This is a genomic window from Tunturiibacter gelidiferens, from assembly GCF_051013345.1.
GTDB classification, from domain to species: Bacteria; Acidobacteriota; Terriglobia; order Terriglobales; family Acidobacteriaceae; genus Edaphobacter; species Edaphobacter gelidiferens_A.
The window spans coordinates 3,390,313-3,411,776 of the sequence record NZ_CP132939.1; the positions used below are offsets into that span (position 1 = coordinate 3,390,313).

At 57.6% G+C, this 21,464-nt stretch carries 21 protein-coding genes, 1 tRNA gene and 1 pseudogene; 13 read left to right on the plus strand and 10 right to left on the minus strand.

What is annotated here, in order from left to right:
- The first annotated feature begins 13 nt into the window (after positions 1–13).
- The 5 genes from RBB80_RS16955 to RBB80_RS16975 all read left to right on the plus strand — a co-directional run bounded on the left by RBB80_RS16955 (position 14) and on the right by RBB80_RS16975 (position 5,863).
- Positions 14–2,338 (plus strand): hypothetical protein, encoded by a 2,325-nt coding sequence (locus RBB80_RS16955; protein WP_433963678.1) that lies wholly within the window; start codon positions 14–16, stop codon positions 2,336–2,338.
- Positions 2,338–2,922 (plus strand): hypothetical protein, encoded by a 585-nt coding sequence (locus RBB80_RS16960; RefSeq protein WP_433963679.1) that lies wholly within the window; start codon positions 2,338–2,340, stop codon positions 2,920–2,922. Before RBB80_RS16955 ends, RBB80_RS16960 begins: the two co-directional genes overlap by 1 nt.
- A gap of 32 nt (positions 2,923–2,954) precedes the next feature.
- Positions 2,955–5,042: a hypothetical protein gene (locus RBB80_RS16965; RefSeq protein WP_433963680.1), complete on the plus strand. Its 2,088-nt coding sequence runs from the start codon at positions 2,955–2,957 to the stop codon at positions 5,040–5,042.
- A 90-nt stretch (positions 5,043–5,132) separates the two neighbouring features.
- Positions 5,133–5,405 carry a hypothetical protein gene (locus RBB80_RS16970; protein WP_433963681.1) on the plus strand — a complete coding sequence of 91 codons (273 nt, stop codon included), beginning with the start codon at positions 5,133–5,135 and terminating at the stop codon, positions 5,403–5,405.
- Positions 5,405–5,863, plus strand: coding sequence for a lysozyme (locus RBB80_RS16975; protein ID WP_433963682.1), 459 nt, complete (start codon positions 5,405–5,407; stop codon positions 5,861–5,863). Before RBB80_RS16970 ends, RBB80_RS16975 begins: the two co-directional genes overlap by 1 nt.
- Positions 5,864–6,798: 935 nt before the next feature.
- Here the strand turns inward: RBB80_RS16975 and RBB80_RS16980 are convergent.
- Positions 6,799–7,380: a PEP-CTERM sorting domain-containing protein gene (locus RBB80_RS16980; protein ID WP_433963683.1), complete on the minus strand. Its 582-nt coding sequence runs from the start codon at positions 7,378–7,380 to the stop codon at positions 6,799–6,801.
- A gap of 321 nt (positions 7,381–7,701) precedes the next feature.
- Between RBB80_RS16980 and RBB80_RS16985 the strand changes: the two genes are divergently transcribed.
- Entirely contained in the window at positions 7,702–7,962 is a 261-nt protein-coding gene (locus RBB80_RS16985) for a hypothetical protein (RefSeq protein WP_433963684.1), read from the plus strand.
- A 340-nt stretch (positions 7,963–8,302) separates the two neighbouring features.
- Here the strand turns inward: RBB80_RS16985 and RBB80_RS16990 are convergent, their stop codons facing one another.
- Entirely contained in the window at positions 8,303–8,704 is a 402-nt protein-coding gene (locus RBB80_RS16990; protein ID WP_433963685.1) for a hypothetical protein, read from the minus strand.
- Between the two features lie 307 nt (positions 8,705–9,011).
- Between RBB80_RS16990 and RBB80_RS16995 the strand changes: the two genes are divergently transcribed.
- Entirely contained in the window at positions 9,012–10,046 is a 1,035-nt protein-coding gene (locus tag RBB80_RS16995) for a hypothetical protein (protein ID WP_433963686.1), read from the plus strand.
- A gap of 336 nt (positions 10,047–10,382) precedes the next feature.
- Here the strand turns inward: RBB80_RS16995 and RBB80_RS17000 are convergent, their stop codons facing one another.
- Positions 10,383–10,862 (minus strand): hypothetical protein, encoded by a 480-nt coding sequence (locus RBB80_RS17000; protein ID WP_433963687.1) that lies wholly within the window; start codon positions 10,860–10,862, stop codon positions 10,383–10,385.
- A gap of 172 nt (positions 10,863–11,034) precedes the next feature.
- Positions 11,035–11,126 (minus strand) — tRNA-Ser (locus tag RBB80_RS17005).
- 453 nt (positions 11,127–11,579) lie between these two features.
- Here RBB80_RS17005 and queG point away from each other — a divergent pair.
- The 6 genes from queG (at position 11,580) to RBB80_RS17035 (ending at position 16,035) form a co-directional block, all read left to right on the plus strand.
- Entirely contained in the window at positions 11,580–12,581 is a 1,002-nt protein-coding gene (gene queG / locus RBB80_RS17010; protein WP_433963688.1) for a tRNA epoxyqueuosine(34) reductase QueG, read from the plus strand.
- On the plus strand, positions 12,545–12,754 hold the full coding sequence (locus tag RBB80_RS17015; protein WP_433963689.1) for a hypothetical protein: 210 nt from the start codon (positions 12,545–12,547) through the stop codon (positions 12,752–12,754). The genes queG and RBB80_RS17015 overlap by 37 nt, the downstream gene beginning before the upstream one ends.
- A gap of 94 nt (positions 12,755–12,848) precedes the next feature.
- Positions 12,849–13,286 carry a hypothetical protein gene (locus tag RBB80_RS17020; protein WP_433963690.1) on the plus strand — a complete coding sequence of 146 codons (438 nt, stop codon included), beginning with the start codon at positions 12,849–12,851 and terminating at the stop codon, positions 13,284–13,286.
- Positions 13,283–13,813, plus strand: coding sequence for a YihY/virulence factor BrkB family protein (locus RBB80_RS17025; RefSeq protein ID WP_433963691.1), 531 nt, complete (start codon positions 13,283–13,285; stop codon positions 13,811–13,813). The genes RBB80_RS17020 and RBB80_RS17025 overlap by 4 nt, the downstream gene beginning before the upstream one ends.
- On the plus strand, positions 13,797–14,576 hold the full coding sequence (locus RBB80_RS17030; protein ID WP_433963692.1) for a hypothetical protein: 780 nt from the start codon (positions 13,797–13,799) through the stop codon (positions 14,574–14,576). The genes RBB80_RS17025 and RBB80_RS17030 overlap by 17 nt, the downstream gene beginning before the upstream one ends.
- 220 nt (positions 14,577–14,796) lie before the next feature.
- The gene (locus RBB80_RS17035) at positions 14,797–16,035 is read left to right on the plus strand and encodes a PP2C family protein-serine/threonine phosphatase (protein WP_433963693.1); all 1,239 of its coding nucleotides are present in this window, start codon (positions 14,797–14,799) and stop codon (positions 16,033–16,035) included.
- A gap of 402 nt (positions 16,036–16,437) precedes the next feature.
- On the opposite strand, the gene RBB80_RS17040 is transcribed toward RBB80_RS17035, so the two are convergent.
- The 6 genes and pseudogenes from RBB80_RS17040 to RBB80_RS17065 all read right to left on the minus strand — a co-directional run bounded on the left by RBB80_RS17040 (position 16,438) and on the right by RBB80_RS17065 (position 21,157).
- A complete protein-coding gene (locus RBB80_RS17040) occupies positions 16,438–17,658 on the minus strand; it encodes a YncE family protein (protein ID WP_433963694.1) in 1,221 nt (406 codons plus the stop codon).
- 337 nt (positions 17,659–17,995) lie between these two features.
- Entirely contained in the window at positions 17,996–18,733 is a 738-nt protein-coding gene (ccsA, locus tag RBB80_RS17045; RefSeq protein WP_433963695.1) for a cytochrome c biogenesis protein CcsA, read from the minus strand.
- 23 nt (positions 18,734–18,756) lie between these two features.
- A complete protein-coding gene (locus RBB80_RS17050) occupies positions 18,757–19,446 on the minus strand; it encodes a heme exporter protein CcmB (RefSeq protein WP_433963696.1) in 690 nt (229 codons plus the stop codon).
- Positions 19,443–19,940: pseudogene (gene ybaK, locus RBB80_RS17055) on the minus strand (Cys-tRNA(Pro) deacylase). Before ybaK ends, RBB80_RS17050 begins: the two are co-directional and overlap by 4 nt.
- Positions 19,937–20,683, minus strand: a complete 747-nt coding sequence (locus RBB80_RS17060; protein WP_433963697.1) for an ABC transporter ATP-binding protein — start codon at positions 20,681–20,683, stop codon at positions 19,937–19,939. Before RBB80_RS17060 ends, ybaK begins: the two are co-directional and overlap by 4 nt.
- Before the next feature lie 18 nt (positions 20,684–20,701).
- The gene (locus tag RBB80_RS17065) at positions 20,702–21,157 is read right to left on the minus strand and encodes a cytochrome c maturation protein CcmE (protein ID WP_433963698.1); all 456 of its coding nucleotides are present in this window, start codon (positions 21,155–21,157) and stop codon (positions 20,702–20,704) included.
- Positions 21,158–21,464: the final 307 nt, after the last annotated feature.

Consider the following 21,464-nt stretch of genomic DNA (forward strand, 5'->3'; position numbering starts at 1 on the left):
CCTAAGGACCTCCATGAATCGTCTGCTCAAAGCAGCCGTCGCGCTCCTGTGCGTCGGCTTTACCTCGCTGTGCCATGCGCAGATGACCACCGTCACTGCCCACTCGATCAGTATGGGTGGTGTACCTATCGCGATTGGCAAGGTGAGCTTCACTCCTGTCGCCCTCAACGGTCAGCCCATCTCATTCGTTGGAGGGGAAGGCGAGGGACTCAACTCGCCAAAGGCTTTCACGTGCGCTATCACCGCTGGCGCAATCGCCGGTACCTGCCAGATCCCAGACTCTGCTCTCACAACCCCGGCCAACATCCTGTATGCGGTGCAGATCACCAACACCGCGTCCCAGAGCGCTTTCGTGTTCCCGCCGGTGCCGAACATCACCGGTGCGACGTGGGCGCTGGATGCCTATGCTCCTCCTGCACAGACCACCAATGTTCAGCCTATCCAGAGTTCGTTCGGTAGCGTTGTGCCGACCACCTGCAACATGCCTTCTCTCTTTACGCTCTACGTCGACGGCGTCGGTACTCTCGAGAACTGCGTCGGTCACGTCTACGTGGTGTTGTCGACTGGCGACGGCTCCGGTAATGGCTCTACGGGTCCCGCTGGTCCTCAAGGCCCAATTGGTCTTACGGGTGCTACGGGTGCTCAGGGGCCGATCGGACTGACCGGACCCCAGGGTCCAATTGGACTCACCGGCGCAGCTGGAGCCACAGGTGCCAACGGAGCAGACAGCACTGTGCCAGGCCCCGCTGGCCCAGTTGGACCCCAGGGTCCGGCAGGTAGTGATGCGACGGTCGTCTACGGCACCACCGCCGGGACTTCAGCTCAGGGTAACGATAGCCGTATCGTTGGCGCTACTCAGGGTGCCAACAATCTCTCGGATATCTCAAATGCTCCAGCCGCGCTCGCAAACATCGGCGCCGCCGCATCCGGAGCAAACAACGACATCACCTCGCTTGGAGCACTGAGCACTCCGATCAATGCAGCTCAAGGCGGTACGGGAACTGCGTCTCTCTCTGGAGTTCGAAAGGCGAATGGTGGTAGCGCAGACACGGCAGCCGTTTGCAACACCGACATCGTCTGCCCTGACCCTGTCAATAACTCTCAACTTCTGTGGCAGGTTGGGTCGGCAGGCGACGTCGCGGTCACCGTGTCATCGCCAAATACCGTCAAGGAAGCCTTCTTCGCGACTGCTGGTCAGATCGAAGAGTCTGACAACGGCGGACCATTCTTTGTGCCAGTGAAACAGATCGTCTCGGGAAACACCGCGACTATGACCGTTGCACAGTCAGGCAATACTGCAACCCTGACTGTAGTTGTTCCCACTAGTGGAGCTGGGACTCCATCAGCCTTCATAGCTCTCACCGACGCGGCGACGGTCACGCTTTCGACGGCCGGCGCGTCAACGACGAATGCAACCCTGGCCATGGCGCATACCCTTGCTTCGCGGACAATCAATGTCAGCGGTCTTGTCAATGGTTCGTTCTTCAACCTCGAGGCTATTCAGGATGCAACTGGCGGAGCAGCTCTCGTACTCGGTACGGGCTGTTCATGGCAGAACGTGGATGGGGGAACTACTGCTTCCGTAGCGACTGCTGCGAGTGCCGTGACCAACTTCACGGTCTTCTATGACGGAACGAGTTGCTTCTTTGCACAGCGATTCCCCAAGGTTACTGTTGCCGGAGACGTTGCAACGTTCAGCAATGTCAACGGAACGACCGCGGACTCAGGGACTCCTATTGCATCACTGCTGCCAAAGGCCAATCCGGTCTTCACTGGCCAGATCGAGGGCCCTATCGGCACCTGCGCGGCTCCCACCTTCGCCTTCGGCAGTCTCAATACCGGATGGTTCAATACCTCGAACGCCAACATGCAGCTCTGCCTCAACGCCGTTCAGGCGCTGAACATCACCTCGGCTGGATTGTTCCTGAAGAATGAAGGCATCTTTTGGGGTTCGTCATTTAGCGGCAACTCGGCCGGCATCTCCATTTCTCTGGCCAACAGCTACCTGACAGCGAATAGCACAGCGTCCGGAGCTGGTGTCATCGGCGCACCGATGGGAGGCACCTACGAGTTCAATCCCATTCAGGCGATTACGGCTGCGGCTACCATCACGCCGACGTCGGCCACGATCAACTTGAGCGGTTCAATCACGATCACAACCATCACCCCACCCGCGGGCGTGAACGCAACAACTTCAACTCGCCTTCACATCCTGCCTGCTGCTGGATCCACCTTTAGCTTTGCTACGGGCGGAAACATCGCCGGCACAATGCCCACCGTGACAGTGGGAGTCCCCCTCGAAGCGGAATGGTTCGGAACGGCCTGGTTCATCAAATAATGAGACGACTCTATCTAATCGCCATCCTGCTGGGTCTGACGAGCTTCTGTCACGCCACCGCGTACACAGCGACCTGCACTCCGCTGATGATGCATGTCGGAGACGAGGTTCCTCCAGGGATCTATACCGTCGTCAACAACGCAGCTCCCACGGTCAACGTGGGGGCTGGCGCTGCCGTATTCGCGACACCTCCAGGTCTGTGCACCCAGTCTGCCACCAACACGTCGCCGGTGGGCAGCTACACCTCGACGATGAATACCGGAACGCTGGCCAACCCCGGCACCGATACCGTCACCTACACCAATGCAAGCATTCAGGTCATTGCGCCGACCACGATCGGATCCGGCGCCAAGCTGAATGACCTGCTCTCCTACCCGCCGGGATTCTTCAGTGCAGGCGCGTATCCCGTCATAAACGCTATGAGCAACGGTATCTGCACTCCTGTTCCAGACGGCGTGACAGACAACGAAGACTGCCTCACCTATTTGTTCTCGATGATGCGCGGCGGCGATCCGGCGCAGGTAAGCTGCACGATCAACACTCCGAACCTAACCGAAGTGAGTGGCACCCCTTCACAGGGATGACGTCTGGGCCCATTTATGTAAACGGAACGCTCATGCAGATTGCCTCCGTGACCGATGCAACGCATCTCACGCTGACGACAAACTGTATCGCCACGTTCACGAATAAGATCGCGCGTCTACCTCGAACCATGGTGGCTACACAAGCTGGCAATCCAGTGATCACGTATGTCTCTGGACCCCAGTTCCTCGGAGCTGGCTACGTTGCCGGTAACAGTGCGACGAAGGTTCAGCTCAAGGGCGGTTTCTTCTCCAACATCGCTGCTGGATCGACGATCACTGCAACGCAGATGACACTCGCTACGGCGCCGACATTCACGTCGGCCGCAACGCCGATGTACAACGGAAACCTGTTCAACGGCAACACAAACGCTGGGTTTCTTCCCTTCTTCATCTACTTCCCTACTGGTGTCTATGCCACCAGCGATCAGATCACGCCGCTTGGCGCGTACTGGTCGATGTGGGGTGATGGACCTTACAAGTCGATCTTCAAGCTGTTGCCGAACTCTCCGATAGGCAGCACGGCGACGAACTTCTGGAACCAGAATGCAGTCAACACCAACAACACGTACAACGTAAACATCTCCGGCATGGGCTTTGAGATCGGTGCGGGAAATCCCAGCATCGATGTCACGGAGTACGTTCCTTCGAACTACGCCGTGATGAGCAACGTCGCAGCCTGGGCAGATGACTCGAAGTGTCCGGCTGCTCTCAATATGTCCAGAGCGGAAGAGGGACCTGGTCTTCTCAAGAACTTCGCGATGTACGGATGTTCAGAAGCGGTACTAGCTGGTAACACCGCTTTCGCCATGACCGGCGAGAACATCACGATCCAGGGACAGACTTCGGTAGGTATTCTTGGCAACCAGCTGAAGACCTTCTGGCGACACCTGTTCTCCTTCCAGCCATTCGGTGTTCCAGCCATGACGAACACCGACTTGAATGCCTCGGCTCTTGTTATGGACTCTGAAGTCTATGCGCTCAATGGCGCATTAGCCTTCAAGAACTCGACGACATCGGGCTTCCCGGCTTCGACATTCTTCATCAAGAACACAACGATCACTGGGTACACCAGCAACATCACCGACTGTGGAACCGGCGTATGCATTACAGACGCACCGGGAAACATCACGCTGCACTCTACCGGAACTCCAGCGACTTTGTTTGATACCGGCACTACTTTCAACACCCTGAACCTACCGGTACAGGAGACTCCACTGGCGTCGGATCCACCGGCAGGCACATGGTGTCGGTTTGGCGATGATGTATCGACATGGGCAACGGCAATGGCAGGATGCGGAGTTCCAACCATTTACGCACCTCCAGGCCAGTATGGGCTCAATATCGTGGCAAGTGGCACGTATTCCATTAACGTTCCGGACACGATCAACCACATCAAATGCAACTATGCGGCCCCGCCACCTGGAGCCACCTACAACATCGTCTTCACCGTAGCGGGATCGAGTTCAACGCCTCTCATCATCGAAGGATGTCCTCAAGGTCAGAACGGAATCATTCACACTGGAAGTCGTACCTTGGTCATCTTGAACGATAAGACCTCCAGTTACACGTCCTCGCCAGGCGCAGGGAACCTCTTCTGCGAGAACTGCATTCTGGGAGGCAGCACGCCTATAGTGTTGCAGTCGAGTCAGAGCTTCTGGGCAAGGCAGCTCAATCAGGAACAGCCACTCAGCGCCAAGCTGCAATGCAACGGCTGCAAGATCTGGATACTCGGTTACAAGACTGAGCACAATGGTTCGAACATGATCCTCACAGGAGGAGCCGCCGGTGAGATCTACGGTGTCTCAGCCTTGGGGAACCCTGGCGTCGGTCCGAACGGGACCATGTTTCAGGTGGCTGACTCCAGCCTGTTCTTCACTGGGACCGCGCTGACACAATGCACCCTTGTCCAACAAAATAACCCCTGCAATAACCAGTGGACGAACTGGGTGACCGAGAGCCGACTCGGTGTCACTCTGACGCTGGCGGTTCCGTTTGCCACCACGGTCGGCGGCACGGAGAACCAGGGGATGTTCTATTCCTTCGGTGCAGCTATCTCCGCTCCTGCCAGCACAACTTCGCCCTTCCAACTTGGTAACTTCCTGCGCAAAGGCAGGTTTTAAGCCCACTCGGCTAAGCGATCTTCAACAATGAGCAGCTCCATCCTCAATCAGGGTTGAGCTGCTTTTCCTTGCACACAAGAAAGGTACTAGATGAATGACGTAACACAAGGCCTGATCCTCGCGGAGCTTCGTGCTCTGCGAGGTGACTTCAACTCCTTTGCCCGTGACACAGGTGAAAGGGTAGCGGTTCTCGAGTCCGACGTCCACGGACTCGTGGGGAATGGACAACCAGGTCGAGTCGCCCTGCTCGAGATTGCAGTCGCCAAACTCTCTCAATGGCGATGGTGGGTGGTGGGCGCGGCGGCTGGTAGCACTGGGGTGATCAGCGTCCTGGCATGGGTAGTGACCGAGGTGAGGAAGTAATGCAGCTATCGAATGCAGGTCTGAACCTCATCAAAACGGGTGAGGGGTTCAAGCCCCATCTCTATAACTGTCCAGCTCATGACGCTTCGATCGGTTATGGACACCTGGTACACCAAGGGCCAATCTGCGGTGCGGCATCGGAGGCTCCGTTTGCTGGTGGCGTGAGTGAGGAGCAGGGAACTGCTCTCCTCCTGCAGGATGCTGCTTACGCGGAACATGCCGTTGAGCATCTGGTGAAGGTACCACTGACGCAGGGTCAGTACGACAGTCTCGTGTCATGGACGTATAACGAAGGGTCGGGCAGACTTCAGACCTCGACTTTGCTAAAGGTACTGAATGCTGGCGACTACACCTCGGTTCCGGCTCAGCTAATGCAATGGGTCTACGGCGGCGGTGTAAAACTGCCCGGTCTGATTACCCGGCGAACTGCAGAATCCGAGATGTTCTCCAACAACTAGACACGAAGAAGCCCCTCTCTAATCGGAGGGGCTTTTCTCGTTGCAGTAGCGATATTCTCCAACTGTTCCAGCTTGTTACCGATAGCTGCGTCGTTCATGCCCGTAAGTCTCGCATTTGCAATAAGGTGGTCGATTTCCACATATTCGCCTTTTATTCGCTCTATAATCTCGACATGAGACGCACATATACGATCCCTGAAGACGGTCTCTCTGACAAATGCCCATCGTGTGAGAAGTTGATCCGTCCGGCAGACATTGTCCGATTGACGATCGATTACTCAAGATGCGTTCATTGTGGCGCTGTCTACGCCACTGTAGACATTTGGGGAATGACCAGAGCTACGTCAAACAAGTGAGTCCACCTCGTGCCCATCGTCAAGATGTACTTCCAGGAAACGATGATGCGATACGACGTGTGTTTCCTCGAGGGAAACACACTGATTGGAACTCACTGGGAGTTCACTAACGCAGAGAAGATCATCGGTCTGATGGAGGCAGCCAATTGCCGGTTTCGAGACATTCAGTTGGTGAGGCAGAGGTTGAAAGAGCGCAGACCAGGTTCCATTGACATCGAATTAAGCCAGGAACAATTCGATACGCTCAGGCATAGGAGACAGAGGGTTCAACGGAAGCGGTAATGAGAAAGGTGAGAGCGTTCGACGAAAGATCAAGTTTACGAAGCAGTACAGGGCCATGGGATTCGGCGACCGTGAGACCGTGGCTCAGTCGAGGCGCATCTCAGGGCTAAAGAGCACGCGAAAGAGATGCGCCAGTTGAACACACGGATGAAGGAGCTCGAGGCCGATAACGCACGGAGACGTGGCGGCATCTTGACTGGGTCGTGCGTTTCTTCTCTTCAAAGCGCGGGACACGATAACGTACGACGACAAACTGCTGGCTATATGGAACACAGACGACTTTCCTCCCACATGTCCTCAAGGCATGTTGCTGGCTTTAGGGGCTGCTCGCATGCGGCTGAAGCCAATTTGAAGGAGACCGACAAGGCCGGTGCCGAGCAGAATGAGGCTTGACGGCTCAGGTGTGGTTGCACTCCCCTGCACGAGGATGTCGACCGAGTCGACTTCGGTGACTTCCTCTAACGAATTCCCACCGCCTTGCTCAATAAAGCCAGGGTTATCGCACGTCGTTGTTTTGAAGGTGGGAATAAACCCGGGGGCGGCCAAACCAGGAAAGTCCTGGCACGCGCCGGTTAGAAAAATCGCCTGCGGATCTCCCGTCAAGCTGAGGATAAGGGACTGGCCGCCTGAAAAGAAATCCGCTGTGTCGAAGAAGTCGAGGGGAAAGTCGGGCCTTGAGATGGGGTATAAGAAGTCGGTCTCGAACCCTCCTTCGGGGATGGTGTACACCTGGGCGGGATCGAACGAAAATGTGCTCGAGAAGCTGTCGTCGCCGTTGTGGTAGAAGCCGTTGATCGTGACCGACACAAGAGAATCTGCCCGGACCGCCAGGCAACCGGCAAAGAGCAGAAGACACAGAACACAAATGGATTTTCGCATGAACCCTCCTAAATCCCTAAAGGTGGCGAATTGTAAGCCCAGCTTCCCTCGCCACGCAAGATGAAAGAGTTTGCATCTAATCGAAGTAACAGTCGGGTTACAAACAGAGATTCTATGCGTTCAAGTGGCTGGCGTTTCCGATTTATCACTCTGCTACGCTTTTTGCACAATGGCTGGCCGGCTACGAAACATCGGGCTTGTCTCGTCTCAGTATCAAAAACTAGGCCGAGGAACCCTTGGACCGCATCACAGAGATCACAGCTTGCTACATGGCCCTCGTAGAGCATGGTTAAGGCTGTGACAACTGCAATGAGGTCTGAGATGAAACCGACTATTGAAGCTATGCTCCCCAAATCCGAAACTGAAGAGAGTCGAACATCCGAGTCTTACAGTGAAGGCGGTCTCAGCGGTGAGGCTGCACTCGATGTCAAATTGGACACAGAGCCGTTCATGTTGCGACAGCATACCGACGAGGAAGTTGCCGACTACGATAAGGGCTTCGAGTGTGGACAGAGCGGCGGCCAGAACGACGACACCAAGAGTCAGGCGTGGCAACGCGGCTGGGCGGAGGCTCGGGAGTAGCGCTGACGAACCGAGGCACTCCGAACATATGCGAGAATCACTAGTCTAGTGGTTCAAGAACCAGTAGACTAAAGCGGGATTCCAGCGCATGCGGCACTGGATCCCAAGGTCTACCCGGATGCGGGTTCTAAGGCTCAGCATTCGGTGACTCCTTTCATTCATCAAGATGGGCCCCGGTGTCAGCCGGGGCTTTTCTGTTGCCGAAGGGAACTCCGGTGCTTCGTAAGCGTCTGGTCTGAACCCTTCTTCGTAAGCGTCTGGTCTGAACCCTTCTTGGCTAATGGCTCCGCACAACTAAGAACGGTACGACCGGTGATATACTTACCTCCCACGGGAGGTGTCACCCCATGTGCCCTGCCTCAGCGCAAAAATCTCTCTGGATCATCGCCGTACTATTCGCGGCCATCGGTGTCGCATCAGCCCCCAAGGCCAATGCGGATTCGATCACCGATCCCACCACCACCACCACTTTCACATTCAACTGTTGTAACAGTGTGACGGCGAAGGTGTTCGACCTACAGGTCACGATCGATTTGCCAGCGGTTGGCAAAAACCCGGCAATCGGAATCACCCCACAGGACCCAAACTGCGCCCCGTCGTTCCAGAACCCGTTTACGGCAACATTGACATGCGCCGACGGGATCTCCACCCTGGATACGATCCGTGAATCCGTGACGGTAAACGGCACCACAGTACCGAAAGTGCTGATCGCAACTTGGAGCGGCGCGGACGGCAAACCCATTGGCTCCGCCACTCCGATACCTGAGCCCGCTAGTATTTATTTCGTACTGGGGATCGGGATCCCATTGCTCGTGGCAATGCGAAAGCGTTTTGACCAGAGGCGCCGACAATGAACGTGAGCCCATGCGCAAAAACACTTTACCAGGATGACGCACTACTCATCAGGCACTCTCGCACACTCACAGGTCTAACACGCGCGTGTGCGGAAAAATCCGATGCAGAAAGCTTCGGAGCGCTACCTTACGTGCAAGGTCATCGCTCACCCAGGAGCCCGTTCATAAACGAGGAGCTTGGACTCCTGATCCGCAATGGCCACGCAAAACCGCGTTCCGCGGCAGCCAGGAGGACACAATGAACGGAAACGTCTTCGTGTTCCGGCCCGGGGAATCCAAATCCTGGGAGGGAACGTCTTCACCGATTGGCAGTCGCTCATCACCGCCATGTCCGGCGTGGAGGGGCGCAAGATCCTGGAGTTCGACGACTCGCTCGTCGCGCCGACCGACGCCTGCAAGATCCCAGTAGGAACGTGGTCCATGAAGGACGTGGTATGGGCTGGATTTGGGCCGCGGCCGGGTTTCCCGCGCACCACGGTTCGGATTCTGAGTGGCGCGGTGTTTACGAACTTTCGCATGATCGGCGGACAAATACTGATCGTGAACCAGGCGACAGGTGCCGTCCCCTCCCCGGTGTCCGATTTCGGGCCGGGTGTCGACCTTTTGCAAATCGGTCTTCGAGACGACTGCGGGAACACTCAGTTGGTGAACCAATTCGAGATTCCCATGTTCGATCTGGGAGACAAGCCAGCTTTCTTCTTCCTCCAGAACTGCCTTTTTGGGATGCCGACTCCGGACGTTCCAACCCCTACGCCGCTGATCCGGCACAGTGGTCAGAGCAGCAAGCTGATAATGAACCTATTGGGTCAGAATCAGACGGGCCCGAACGTTGTGTCGAGCGAAAACGGTGCCTCGGTGCTTTTTGCTGCCCTAAGCAGTGCGGCTCAGGTCGCACCGGACCAGACGAGCATTACGAGTCACGGCGGCACGTATACTTTTGGACCGCAGGGTCGAATTCAACGCCGTGTAATCCCTCGTCCCCCGGACCCGCCGGCAACCGCGAGCCAGGCTTTCAGCACACCGAACGTTCTGGTTCGATGCGATGGTACTCATGCGTTCACGCAAGACCTTCCGAGCATTACCACTGGATTCAAGATTGGGCTTTCAGCCGTGGACCTCTATACCGGTGGTCAGGAGGTGGTTGTAGCGGAGGTGGCTGGGGGGAAAAGCTCAAGGTTCGCCCGGCTTCGGACGAAACAATCGACGGGAATCCGGATCCCGTCAAGATAGGTAAGCATGGCTCGAAGACGTTCGTGAGCGACGGTGTCTCCAATTGGATCACGATCTCTGACGTGCGCCACGAATGATCCCGACACACTTTGCTGAATACTCGTGTGTTGGTGCCAGGGTCTGTTAACACTACGAGTCGGACGGACGGCACAGGCATTCCTGTTCCGAGTGTGGGTGATTGCGTAGTGAAGACTGCGGAAACTGCCTATGATTCCCCGAAGGTGATTCGGAGAACCCTTCCAATTCGGTGAATTCGAAACCGCCGTCTACTTTACGTGCGAGTAAATCGGCGGCACTGAGATCAAGTGCCGCCTGATCGAAAGAACATCACGGAGCTCATAATCCGACCTTCAGAAGCTCTTCTGCCTTCCGCTCGGCTCTCCGTTCGTCATGCGTGTTCATCGTGATGTGACCTAGCTCGTGAGCGATCGTGTGATCCGGCTGAGCCAGTGCATTGGTGGATGCAGGGTGGAGCACGTAGAAGCCGCGAATGTATGTGACGTGTCCCTCGAGGTTCGTCGTGCCAAGGATCTTGTACCCGATCGGGTCAAACTGATCGATGTGAACCTGTACCCGTTTCCAGGCAGCCTCATCGCACACTATGATCCAGGTCCAGTCGGCTGGGCCGTGGAACTGTGCGATCAAGGGAGTGACAATGGCGGAGGCGTCGCGGCATTCCTGTGCAGGTACTCCGTTGGCAGAGAAGGTCGAGAAGAACTGAACCTTGGCGTGGGCTGGTGCGATGGTGATGGCAAGGAAGAAGGAGACTATGAGGACAGATCGCAGGGTCGTGAGACCTTCTGCAACGCACTTCAATAGTCCGATTACCTGGGAATTACGTGGTACGACTTTTGAGCCGTGGTACGGTTTTACGCTCGAAAGGACGGTAAAACAGGGTTCAGGATAGCCTATAGAGAAAAGTAAGGTCTTATCTAAGTCACTGAACTGCTGCGCTTTACCAGTGTTTTCAGTTGTTTGGCTAGAATGCTGGCGGAGAGGGAGGGATTCGAACCCCCGATAGACTTACGCCTATGTCTGATTTCGAGTCAGGTGCATTCAACCGGGCTCTGCCACCTCTCCGCATTTTTATCAATCACCTGGATACCGTCTTCAGCGTGGCCAAAGAAGCGGTGTCAGTGTGGCGTTAATTGCAGTCTGAGGGACTGTAACTAACCTATCGAGTGGCAGCCGAATACGAGCAGGCGCGAAAGGCGAAGAGCGCACATCCATCGATAGTGACTTGTGACCAGGCATCTCCCCGAAGATTCGGACGTCGTGCCCAGCTATGACAAGTCTACTGGCAAAGGTGTGTCTGGTGCAATGCCATCTGTTCCTAGCCGCGCCATCTTACTGGGGTGGGTGTGACGGCCCGCATGCGCTGTACGGCCGGTCATCAATCCAGCCCGCTCCACCCGTGGCCCCGCGCCTGGGTTCAGTTTGTCTAAGGCGGTGCGAGCACCTAAATAGTTGCTCCTTCCCAATTTATCCTGAAGGCGGATCAAAAGAAGTCTCTTGCGGAGTAGCGAGCTTTTGATGACGCAGACAACACAACCCGCCGCAGCATGGACATCCGATCTCAAGCAATGGTTGCGCGACTTAGCCACGCGCTCCGGCTTCGACACCGCGGGTGTAGCACCGGTCGTATCCGCAACCTCCGAAGCAGAAGCAATATCTCTCGACGCGCAGCGATTTGCAGCCTGGGTCGACGCCGGCAGAGCAGGCGAGATGGAGTATCTCAAGCGCCGCAACGACCACGGGGTCCTGCTACGAAGCGACGTGCAAATCGTGATGCCCTGGGCGCAATCAGTCATCGTCTGCGCACTGAACTACAACACCGCCGCCCCACTCTCGGTCGACGAGGCCGCACCCGGCACCGGATGGATCGCCCGCTATGCCTGGAGCGGCCGCACCGATCCCACGAGCCCTGACGAACTCACCCCCACCGACTATCACGACGAGCTGCTAAGCCGCCTGCAGAAAATCGAGTCGCAACTTCACGAACGGTTTGACTGCCAGACTCGCTGCTACGTCGATACCGGCCCTCTGGTGGAGCGAGCCGCGGCCGCCAAGGCCGGCATCGGCTGGGTCGGCAAGAACACCTGCATCCTCGACCAGAAGCTCGGCTCCTGGCTTCTGCTCGGCGTCATCGTCACCTCAATCCCCATGTCGCCCGAGTTCGAACTAGATACCGCTGCCGACCGCTGCGGAAGCTGCACCCGTTGCATCGACGCCTGCCCCACCAACGCGCTGGTTGCGCCGCATGAGATGGACGCCTCGCTCTGCATCGCCTACCTCACCATCGAGAAAAAGGGAGTCATCGCCGAAGAGTTGCGCGAGCCCATGGGCCGCCAGGTCTTCGGCTGCGATATCTGCCAGGATGTCTGCCCCTGGAATCGCCGCTCTCCAATCTCCAAAAGCGATGGCTTGCTCGCTCGAAAGCAGTTGATCAACCCGTCCTTGTCCTGGCTCGCCGAGATGGACTCCGCGACGTTCAGGAGATGGTTCAAGGGCTCTCCCTGGAGCGAACCCGCCTGAAGCGATTGCATCGCAACGTCGCCATCGCCATGGGAAACAGCGGAGACCCACAGTTCCTCCCGCAGCTCGAGCAATGGAGCGTGGCTGAAGATACCGTGCTTGCGGAGTCCTCTCAGTGGGCTTTGGCACGCATCCGCAGCCTCACGACCGTGCCAAACCGCCAGCCATCCTAAGCAAACACCAGGGACCACCGCAAACGGACACCCTCTGCTAGCATCGGAGTGAGTCGCGCGACCTGGTCCACCTTACTCTGCATCGAACTCTCCTATGCCGTCAATTCTGCCCGAAAAACCCAATGCGCCCGCTCCCTCCAAGACCGAACAATCGGATCTGCCGCCCAAGCCGATCGAGAATGTCGCGCCCATCGTCCGTGAGGACAGCCTCTCAGGACAGATCGTCGCACTGGTCCGCTACATGGCCCGCACCGAGGTCCATACCTACGCGTTCAGTGTGGCCGCCAATGTCATTCTTTCGCTCTTCCCCTTCATCGTGCTGCTTTTGACCCTCTGCCGCAGCGTCTTTCACTCGCGCTCGATGGAAGCTATCGTCGGCGACATGATGAAGAATCTGCTTCCTGTCGGCCAGGACTTCGTAATGCGAAACATGCAGCTCCTGGCCCACCCCCACAAACAAACGCAGCTCTTCTCGCTGGTCATGCTGCTCATCACCTCGACCGGTGTCTTTCTCCCCTGGAGGTCGCGTTGAACGGGGTCTGGGGCGTGCGTCAGAATCGAAACTACCTTCACAATCAGGCCATATCGCTTGGACTCGCCTTCGCGGTCGGCGTGCTGGCGATGGCCTCCGTCGCGTCCACGGCGAGCCAGCAAACAATCCTGGCCTGGGTCTTCTTCGGCCATACAGAAAACGCTGTCTTTCATTTCGTCTCTTACGGCTTCCTCAAGCTCTGCGCCGGGCTTGCGAGCATCCTGCTCTTCTTTCTAATCTATTGGCTGTTGCCCTACAGAAAGATTCCGGCTCGAGCCGTGCTGCCGACGGCAATCGTCATCGGCCTGCTCTGGCAGATGGCGAAGTACCTCTATATCAGGGCGCTTCCCTGGCTGGACTTTCAGTCCGTCTACGGACCGTTTTATATTTCGGTAGGGTTGATGATGTGGGCGTTTCTCTCCGGCCTGCTCTTGCTGGCAGGAGCACATTTTTCGGCAACGAGGCACGCCCTAAGGATGGCACGGCAGGCGGAACTGGAGGCGGCAAACAATGCAAGACCCGAATAGCCCTACCGGGCCGCGCGTCCTCACCTTGCTGAGAGAACGCCTGCCGACAGGACTTGCAGGAGCCGCGGCCTGGCTTGGATTGTGGTTCTGCGTGCTGTTCGTTCGTCGCTGGATCCCAGGCGGATTCGGGACGTTTCTAGGAGTTCTGCAGTTCTTCGTCGGAATTGCCCTCATTTCAGTCGCTATCCCCCTCACCTGGCAGATGGTGCGAAAGCATCTGCTCTGGAGCCTCCGCAACAAGCTCGTGCTTACCTATCTCCTCATCGGTCTTGCACCGGTGGTCCTGTTCCTCACCCTGGTTGCCGTTCTGGCCTACGTCGCCGCAGGGCAGTTCGCCATTCACCTCACCGACTCCCGGCTACAGGCTGAGCTGGTTCAGATGAGAAACGAGAGCGGCCACCGCGCCGACCTCACCACAGCGCTCGTCGCCCAACGCCCGAAGGATACAGCGCAGCAAATTCGCGGTGAGATCGAGGACATCGAACAGGCCGGGGAAGTAGCTCGCCTCGAAATACCCCGCATCAGGTCGCATCGCGAGCTACGCGTCTTTATGAACGGCGCTCAGCTCGACCTCGGCCCAAAATATCGCGGGAAAGCGCCGTTCGGTCTCCTCCCTGGGCGACTGAACTGCAGGGTGGTGAGTTCTCAGGTTTGGTTCTCGACGGCCATGACCTTTATCTTGTCGCCGTTCATCAGAAAAAGTGGAGCGACGGACGCATCTTCACTCTGCTGTCGAGCTTGCCGGTTGACAGCGCCTTTCTGAAGTTGGCCTCAGAGGGCCTGGGACAGGCCAGCCTGCTGCCCCAGCGCGCTGGAAGAACCGACAACGAGATCAGTCAGGAGAACAAAAGCGTCGCTCCTGCTCCCGCTAAAAAATCGAATCAAAAGGTCAGATTCGCAGTGGGATCAGACGGCATCAACGGTGGATCGACCTGGGTCGTCGGGGGGCCGAGCCGCCGGCCGTCAACTTCGCGGACACCAGTGTGAGCTTCACCTCGACCGAACCGATCACGGAATGGGATTCAGGAGAGCGAGACAACATTTTTATCGCGGTCTCGTCTCGGCCCTCTCTCCTATACAACCAGCTATTCGGTTCTTCGCTCGGCGGTATCGTCACCAGCGTCTGGCGCATCGGTATCATCCTGCTTTGCGTGGTCTTCGCTCTCATTGAGTTGCTGGCGCTGTGGATGGCCATCGGACTCAGTCGCTCCATCACATCCTCGGTGGCGGATCTCTACAGCGCAACGGAGCACATCGAGGATGGAGATCTCGACTACCGTATCGGCGTGAAGAGCGACGACCAGCTAGCCGAGTTGAGTCGATCCTTCAACACCATGTCAGGATCTTTAAAGCGTCTCCTTGAAGGACAGAAGGAGAAGGAGCGTCTGCAGAACGAGATCTCCATCGCGCAAGAGGTTCAGGCCAACCTCTTTCCGCTCCACTCCCAGGGACTGGAAACCCTCGATCTGCACGGAGTCTGTCGCCCGGCACGCTCGGTCAGCGGTGACTACTACGACTTTCTCGTCTTCCATGAAGAAGCACATGCAGGCATGGTGAACCGCCGCGAGACCGGTGTAGGCATCGCTATCGGCGACATAAGCGGAAAGGGAATCTCAGCTGCGTTGCTCATGGCGACCCTCCACTCAGCAGTGCGGGCCTACCGCTTTGCCAGCGAAGAGCTCGTTTACAGCGAATCCAGTGTGGAGGGGCTCGTGGCTAGCAGGGAAGGCCGTGGCGGAGACCGCGACGAGTTATTCCAGTCGCCTGGACGTATCCTCTCCCTCCTCAATCGACACCTCTACCGCAGCACCCAGCCCGAAAAGTACGCAACCCTGTTTCTCGCCCACTACGACGTAGCCACAGCCATGATGACCTACTCGAACGCGGGACAACTCCCACCTCTCGTCCTCAGCCGCGACGGCCACATCCGAAGACTCGACAAAGGGGGTACCGTCGTTGGCCTCATGGACGGCATGCACTACGAAGAAGACCGCTTCCGCATGCAGCCCGGAGACATCATGGTCGCCTACTCCGACGGTGTCACCGAACCCGAGAACGACTTCGGCGAGTTTGGCGAAGAGCGCATGATGGAGGTCGTCGCCCGCTATCGGGATCAGCCCCTGCACGTCATCTCGGGTCAGGTCATGCTGGCGCTCGACGCCTGGATCGGCGCCGAAGAGCAGCCCGATGACATCACCCTTGTACTGGCCCGCCAGACCTGAGGACGATGGCCTCAACCGCCAGTTCGCAAAGCAACCCTCTGGGAACCCTTCCTTTTGCTTTGTTGTAGCCTGTCCCTTTTTGCTTTTGTTGTTGCCTGTCCCTTTGTTGTCATTCCGCAGCGCAGCGGAGGAATCTGCTTTTGCACCTTTGCTAAAAGCGGCAAATCCCCACGAAGGGCGAGTCTGCAGAAAAGCTGGCCCCTTCAAAAAATAGTTGGAAAACATGGCGTATTTTTCGGCGGCGAAAAGTACGCTGTCAGCACTCCATCTTTACCACGCATTTCACCACGATCGCACCACCAAAAAACCACGATCAAACACGCGCATTTTCCAAAACACCCCTCAAAAACCCAGCAAAAGAACAGAGATCTAGTCGCCCACCACGCCAATTTTTTTGAAAAACTATTTTGCTCGAATCGCTTTAATCGCAATCGAGTTTGGAGAGATTCCAGCCGGAAGAATGGTAAAAAGTGCAGGTCCTTGTTTCCCAGCTGTCCGAATCACCGCAACGTCGCCGGAATGCGTATCCGCAGCCAGCAAAAGATGCTCATCCTCCGAAAATGCAAGCGCATCTGGCCCGGAGCCCGTACGAACACTGCCGGCCAGCTTCCCATCGTCAACACTGTAAAGCCCTATAGAATCTGCTCCCGAATTCGCGATCCACAGCATGCTGTTGTCACCGCTAACAATTCCACGAACTGGCCTGTTTCCAATGGCGTAAGTTCCCCCTACTTCATTGGTCCAAGTAGCGATCTCAGAGAAGCTGTCCGAATCGAAGTTTGAAACAAAAATCTCCCCGCCATCCGGCTTCATCGCAAGATGAACCGGCGTCTTCCCAACATCAAGCAAGGCCAGCATATGGTCCGATGTAAGCGAAGGATTTTGTTTAGCTGCCCATGATCCAGGCGCTGCCGCAAGACCTACTGCCATCACCTGGTGTCCAGAAGAGCAGGCCACGAACGCCTTCGAGGAGTCGGGCAGAATCACAGTGTCCGAGGCTCCCGGACAGCCGGAATATGTCGAACGAAGATGTATGGTCGCTCCAGATGACGGCATTGCAGGGTCGTACGGAATTGCATCGAAGAGAGACACGCTGCCGCTGCCATGATTCGTGACCACCAGGGTGCGGCCATCCGGCGATACGTGCGCCTGGACGGGTTGCTCGCCAGCTCCTGCGACGAAGACTTCACGTCGACGATCCAGATCAAGGATACTCACGCTGTTGGAGCCGTAGTTGGCGACGTAGGCCCGGTGGCCAGTAGGGTCGACCGTGATGAAGTACGGTTGGCGGTGAACTGAAATCGTCGCCGCAACGCGATTTGCCTCGGCGTCGATCACAGAGATGGTGCCTGATTGAACGTTGGCGACGTAGATCTCATTTCGAGCCGGGTTGACAGCCAGGTTAATTGGATTGGCGCCTACCTGTAGCGTGCGATCCTGACGAAGGTAGACGAGATCAAGCACGGTGACTGTATTCGATCCCCCGTTGCTGATGTAGGCGTACTCCCGATACCCGGCTGGAACGTCGGGGAAGCTGCTCCTGCGGCAGCCGGAGAGGCCGAGGAGGAATGCGAATGCTGCGACGATAATGAAACGGAAGGGAGAGAGGTGGGGCGTGGGCACTGTTCGGAGTCTATCGAGGTGTTCCAAGGGCGGCAAGAGGAGGTGCGGTAGGGATTTTTTTGCTGTTTCCGAGAAACTTCTGGATGCCACCTGGTGTTTATGTTGTCGATGCTGATCATCGAAGGTCGATTTGCAGCATCACGTGCAATTCCTACTCGGACAACGAAGCTGCGGTCCCCCTGCGGCTTCGTTGATTTTTAGCGGCGGCCACCCCGCACGTGGACCCAGTTCCAGGCAGTCCATGCGAAATATCCTCCCTGAATAACCCAAACAGTCACATAAGCGAAGAGCAGATGCCGGTGAGGCATGGTGCTCATATCGAAGAAAGAACGCCAAGTCATTGCGGGATCTCCAGAGAAGCTTCGATGGCTTTCAGCGCGGCTTCCTGCTCGGCAAGCTGGCGACGACGCTCGAGGGCGAAACGGAAGAGAACGATACAGACGCCCCAAACGGTCCAGCCAGCGAGGTTCCAGTAAAAAGCAGGGAGCATGGACGGATCGACGCCCGAGTCAGGTCCACCGCCGAATACCGGTGCAGGATGCTGGGTGCGCCACCACCGAATGGACATGTAGACGATGGGAACGTCTACTGCGGCAAAGACGGAGAGGACCGCGGCTAGTGTGTGGGTCTGGCCGGTAGAGGAAAAGCGGCGCAGCATGAGGTAGCTGACATAGAGCAGCCACAGCAGCAGCATGCTGGTAAGGCGTGGATCCCAGGTCCACCAGATGCCCCACGTGGCGCGGGCCCAGAGCATACCCGTGAGCAGGCAGATGCTGGAGTAGACGACGGTCACTTCCGCAGTGGTAAGAGCCAGGGCATCTGCGGTGAGGGCCTTGAGTGGATCGCGACGTCGCCAGTAGAGGTAGAAGAGGGAGGCCGCGAAGTTGATGTACGGAAAGATCAGGCTCAACATCGCGATGGGAACGTGGTAGTAGAAGATGCGACCGACGTTGCCCTGTGCCGCATCCGTGGGGACGAGGAAGATGGCCTGTCGGAAGCCGGTCGCGAGCACAGCGACGCTGATTCCAAACCAGAGCCAGGCGACGCCGCGGAGAGTGGGGGTACGCTGCTCCATAGACCTAGTTTATCTCGAATGGGTCATTCGGCGTTGAGAACAGTCTCGAAGAGCAGAATGCAGACCGTGGTGAAGATGATGTCGTAGCCGAGGAGCTGCTTGATCCAGGTGTTGATCTGGATTGGGTCGAGATCTGCGGTGAGGACGCCGGTGGTGGCCTGAACCATTGCCAGGAGGGCGGGGAGGGAGATTGGCAGAAGGAGTAACGGCAGGAGTAGTTCACGGTTGCGGGCGCGAAGTCCGAGGGCAGCGAAGAAGGTGCCGTTGACTACGAGCGCCCAGGTTCCCAGCGGCAGGATAAGAGCGAGGAGCCAGACGTTGCCAAGCGCGTGGAGGTTGAAAAATACGATGAAGATGGGGGCCAGTACCGCCTCGACCACAAGAACGAAGAGCATGTTGGCGAGTGCTTTGCCCAGGAAGAGGGCCGAGGCGGGGGAGGGAGCCATGCGCTGGGCTTCGAGAACGTTGTTGCGTTGCTCGCGAGTCCAGGATTGGTTGAGGGCAGTGATGGAGGCGAAGAGGAGGGCTACCCAGAGGATGCCGCCGGAGATCTGGCGGGCCATTGTGGGATAGCTGGTGGGGTCGAAGGCGAGGCCGAAGACGACGACTACCAGGAGGGAGAAGAAGAGCATCCCATTGATGGAATCGCGAGATCTCCATTCGAGACGGAGGTCTTTGCGGAGGTGGTCGAGGACGTGCTGGAGGTACTTCATTCCGGCGTGGGACCTTTGGTGAGGTCGGCGAGGGTCGCGTTGGCGGCGCGGAGGTAGTCGGCGGGAGCGAGGAGGAGCTGGAGGCCTCGCTGGCCTGCGGAGACTGAGATCTGGTCGAAGAGTTCGATGGTCTCGTCGGCGAAGGCTGGGAAGGGCTTCCTGGCTCCCATGACCGTGACTCCGCCGCGGATGTAGCCGGTGAGCGGTTCGACTTCTTTGAGAGAGGCTAGTTCAGCTTTTTTGCTCCGGCGGCGTGGGCTAGTTTCTTGAGGTCGAGTTCGGCGTCGCCGGGAATGACCGCGAAGATGTGTTCGCCTGTGTTGGCGTGGGCCAGGAGGGTTTTGAAGACCTGCTCGGGGGAGGCCTATCTTGCGGGCTACAGAGATGGCGGTGAGGTCTTCGGGATCGACCACGTAGGGGCGGAGTTCGTAGGGGATGCCCAGGGTGTCGAGGAGGCGGGCAGCGTTGGTCTTGGATGGGGCAGGCGTCTTCACCCCGCGGCCTCGGCTGGGGAGTCCTGAGCGTCCAGGATCTGGCCGTTGCGCATGGTCAGGGTGCGGTCGGCGATGGGTTCGACGAGGGCGGATTGGTGGGTGGTGAGCAGGATGGTGCGGGCGCCAGCGGCACCGTTGACTGGTGCTACGGGCCAGGTGCGGAAGTCGGCCAGGAGTTCGACCATGTGGCGCGCGGAGGCGGCGTCGAGGTTGGAGAAGGGCTCGTCGAGGAGGATGATCTCGGGATCGGTCTGGAGGACGCGGGCGAGGGAGGTGCGCTGGCGCATGCCCTGGGAATACTGGCCTACGGGACGATTGAGCTCGGGATCGAGGCCCACTGCGCGGAGGGCCATCTCGGGATTGCCCACGCAGGCGCAGCCTCCATCGCGATGGAGAGAGGAGAAGTAGTTCAGGTTCTCGATGGCGGTGAGCTCGTCGTAGAGCATGGGGGAGTGGCTCATGTAGGCGATGCGGCGGCGTTGCTGGTGCGGGGAGTCGGAGAAGACGGTGACGCTGCCGCGTGTGGGCGTGATGAGGCCGGCGATGATGCGGAGGAGGGTGGATTTGCCTGCGCCGTTTTCGCCCAGGATGATGGTGCAGGAGCCAGTGCAGAAGCTGGTGGTTACGTTACGGAGGGCGGCGAAGGACCCGTAGATCTTGGAGACAGAGTCGAGCGAGATGCAGTCGCTGCCGGCAGTGGATGGAGTCGGACTGCTGCGGGTTGTCTCTACCGTCTGCGTCATATTTTTCGGGCGCGACGGTTAGCGAGTTGCGGGGATGGTTGCGGCGGCGGTGGTGGCAGGGGTTGCCGAGGTCGGCGCTGGGGCGTATTTGGAGGCGCATTTGGCCTGGAGCTGGGTGGCGTGGAAGACGCCGTCGTGTCCGTAGGTGCCGACGGCAAGGGCCTGTGCGTCGTCCTTGAACGTGTCGGGGGGCGGCTCGGAACCCTGGTAGACCACGGTGAGTTTGCGGCCCTGTTCGAGGAGGTCGAAGGTGGCGCTGGTGCCCACTCGGTGGATGCTGCCGGGGGCAACGTTACCCGCGACGCGGAGGTGGCGGACGTAGGCTTTGTTGCCCATCCCCTGAAGCTCGCCAATGGTGACGTAGTAGCTCTTATTGTCGCGTCCGCCGGTGAACGAGAGATACGCGATAGTGGCCACGATGATTACTGTGGCGACGATGAATTTCATCGGGCTCTTGTGGGTTGCGTTTGCCATGTTCTTCGTCTCTCAGTCTACGTTCGCGGGTTCGGTTTGGGTAGTCCAACCTGATGGGTTAGGTACCCCCTCCCCGCAAGGTATCTTGCGCGGAACTTGTTTTAGAATGACTAGCTTACAGGGGTATATATACCCGTAAAATTTCTCATCGAAAGGGGTTACGTACAAAATACTTATTTTCATGCACTTATGACGGTAAAGATTGTTTTTTGAGACTCATGCTATCCATTTTCTCCCTGCTCCTATTGTAGACGTTTCATATGGGTAATACGCCACGACAAAAGGTGCGCTGGACGCGGGTTTTCGC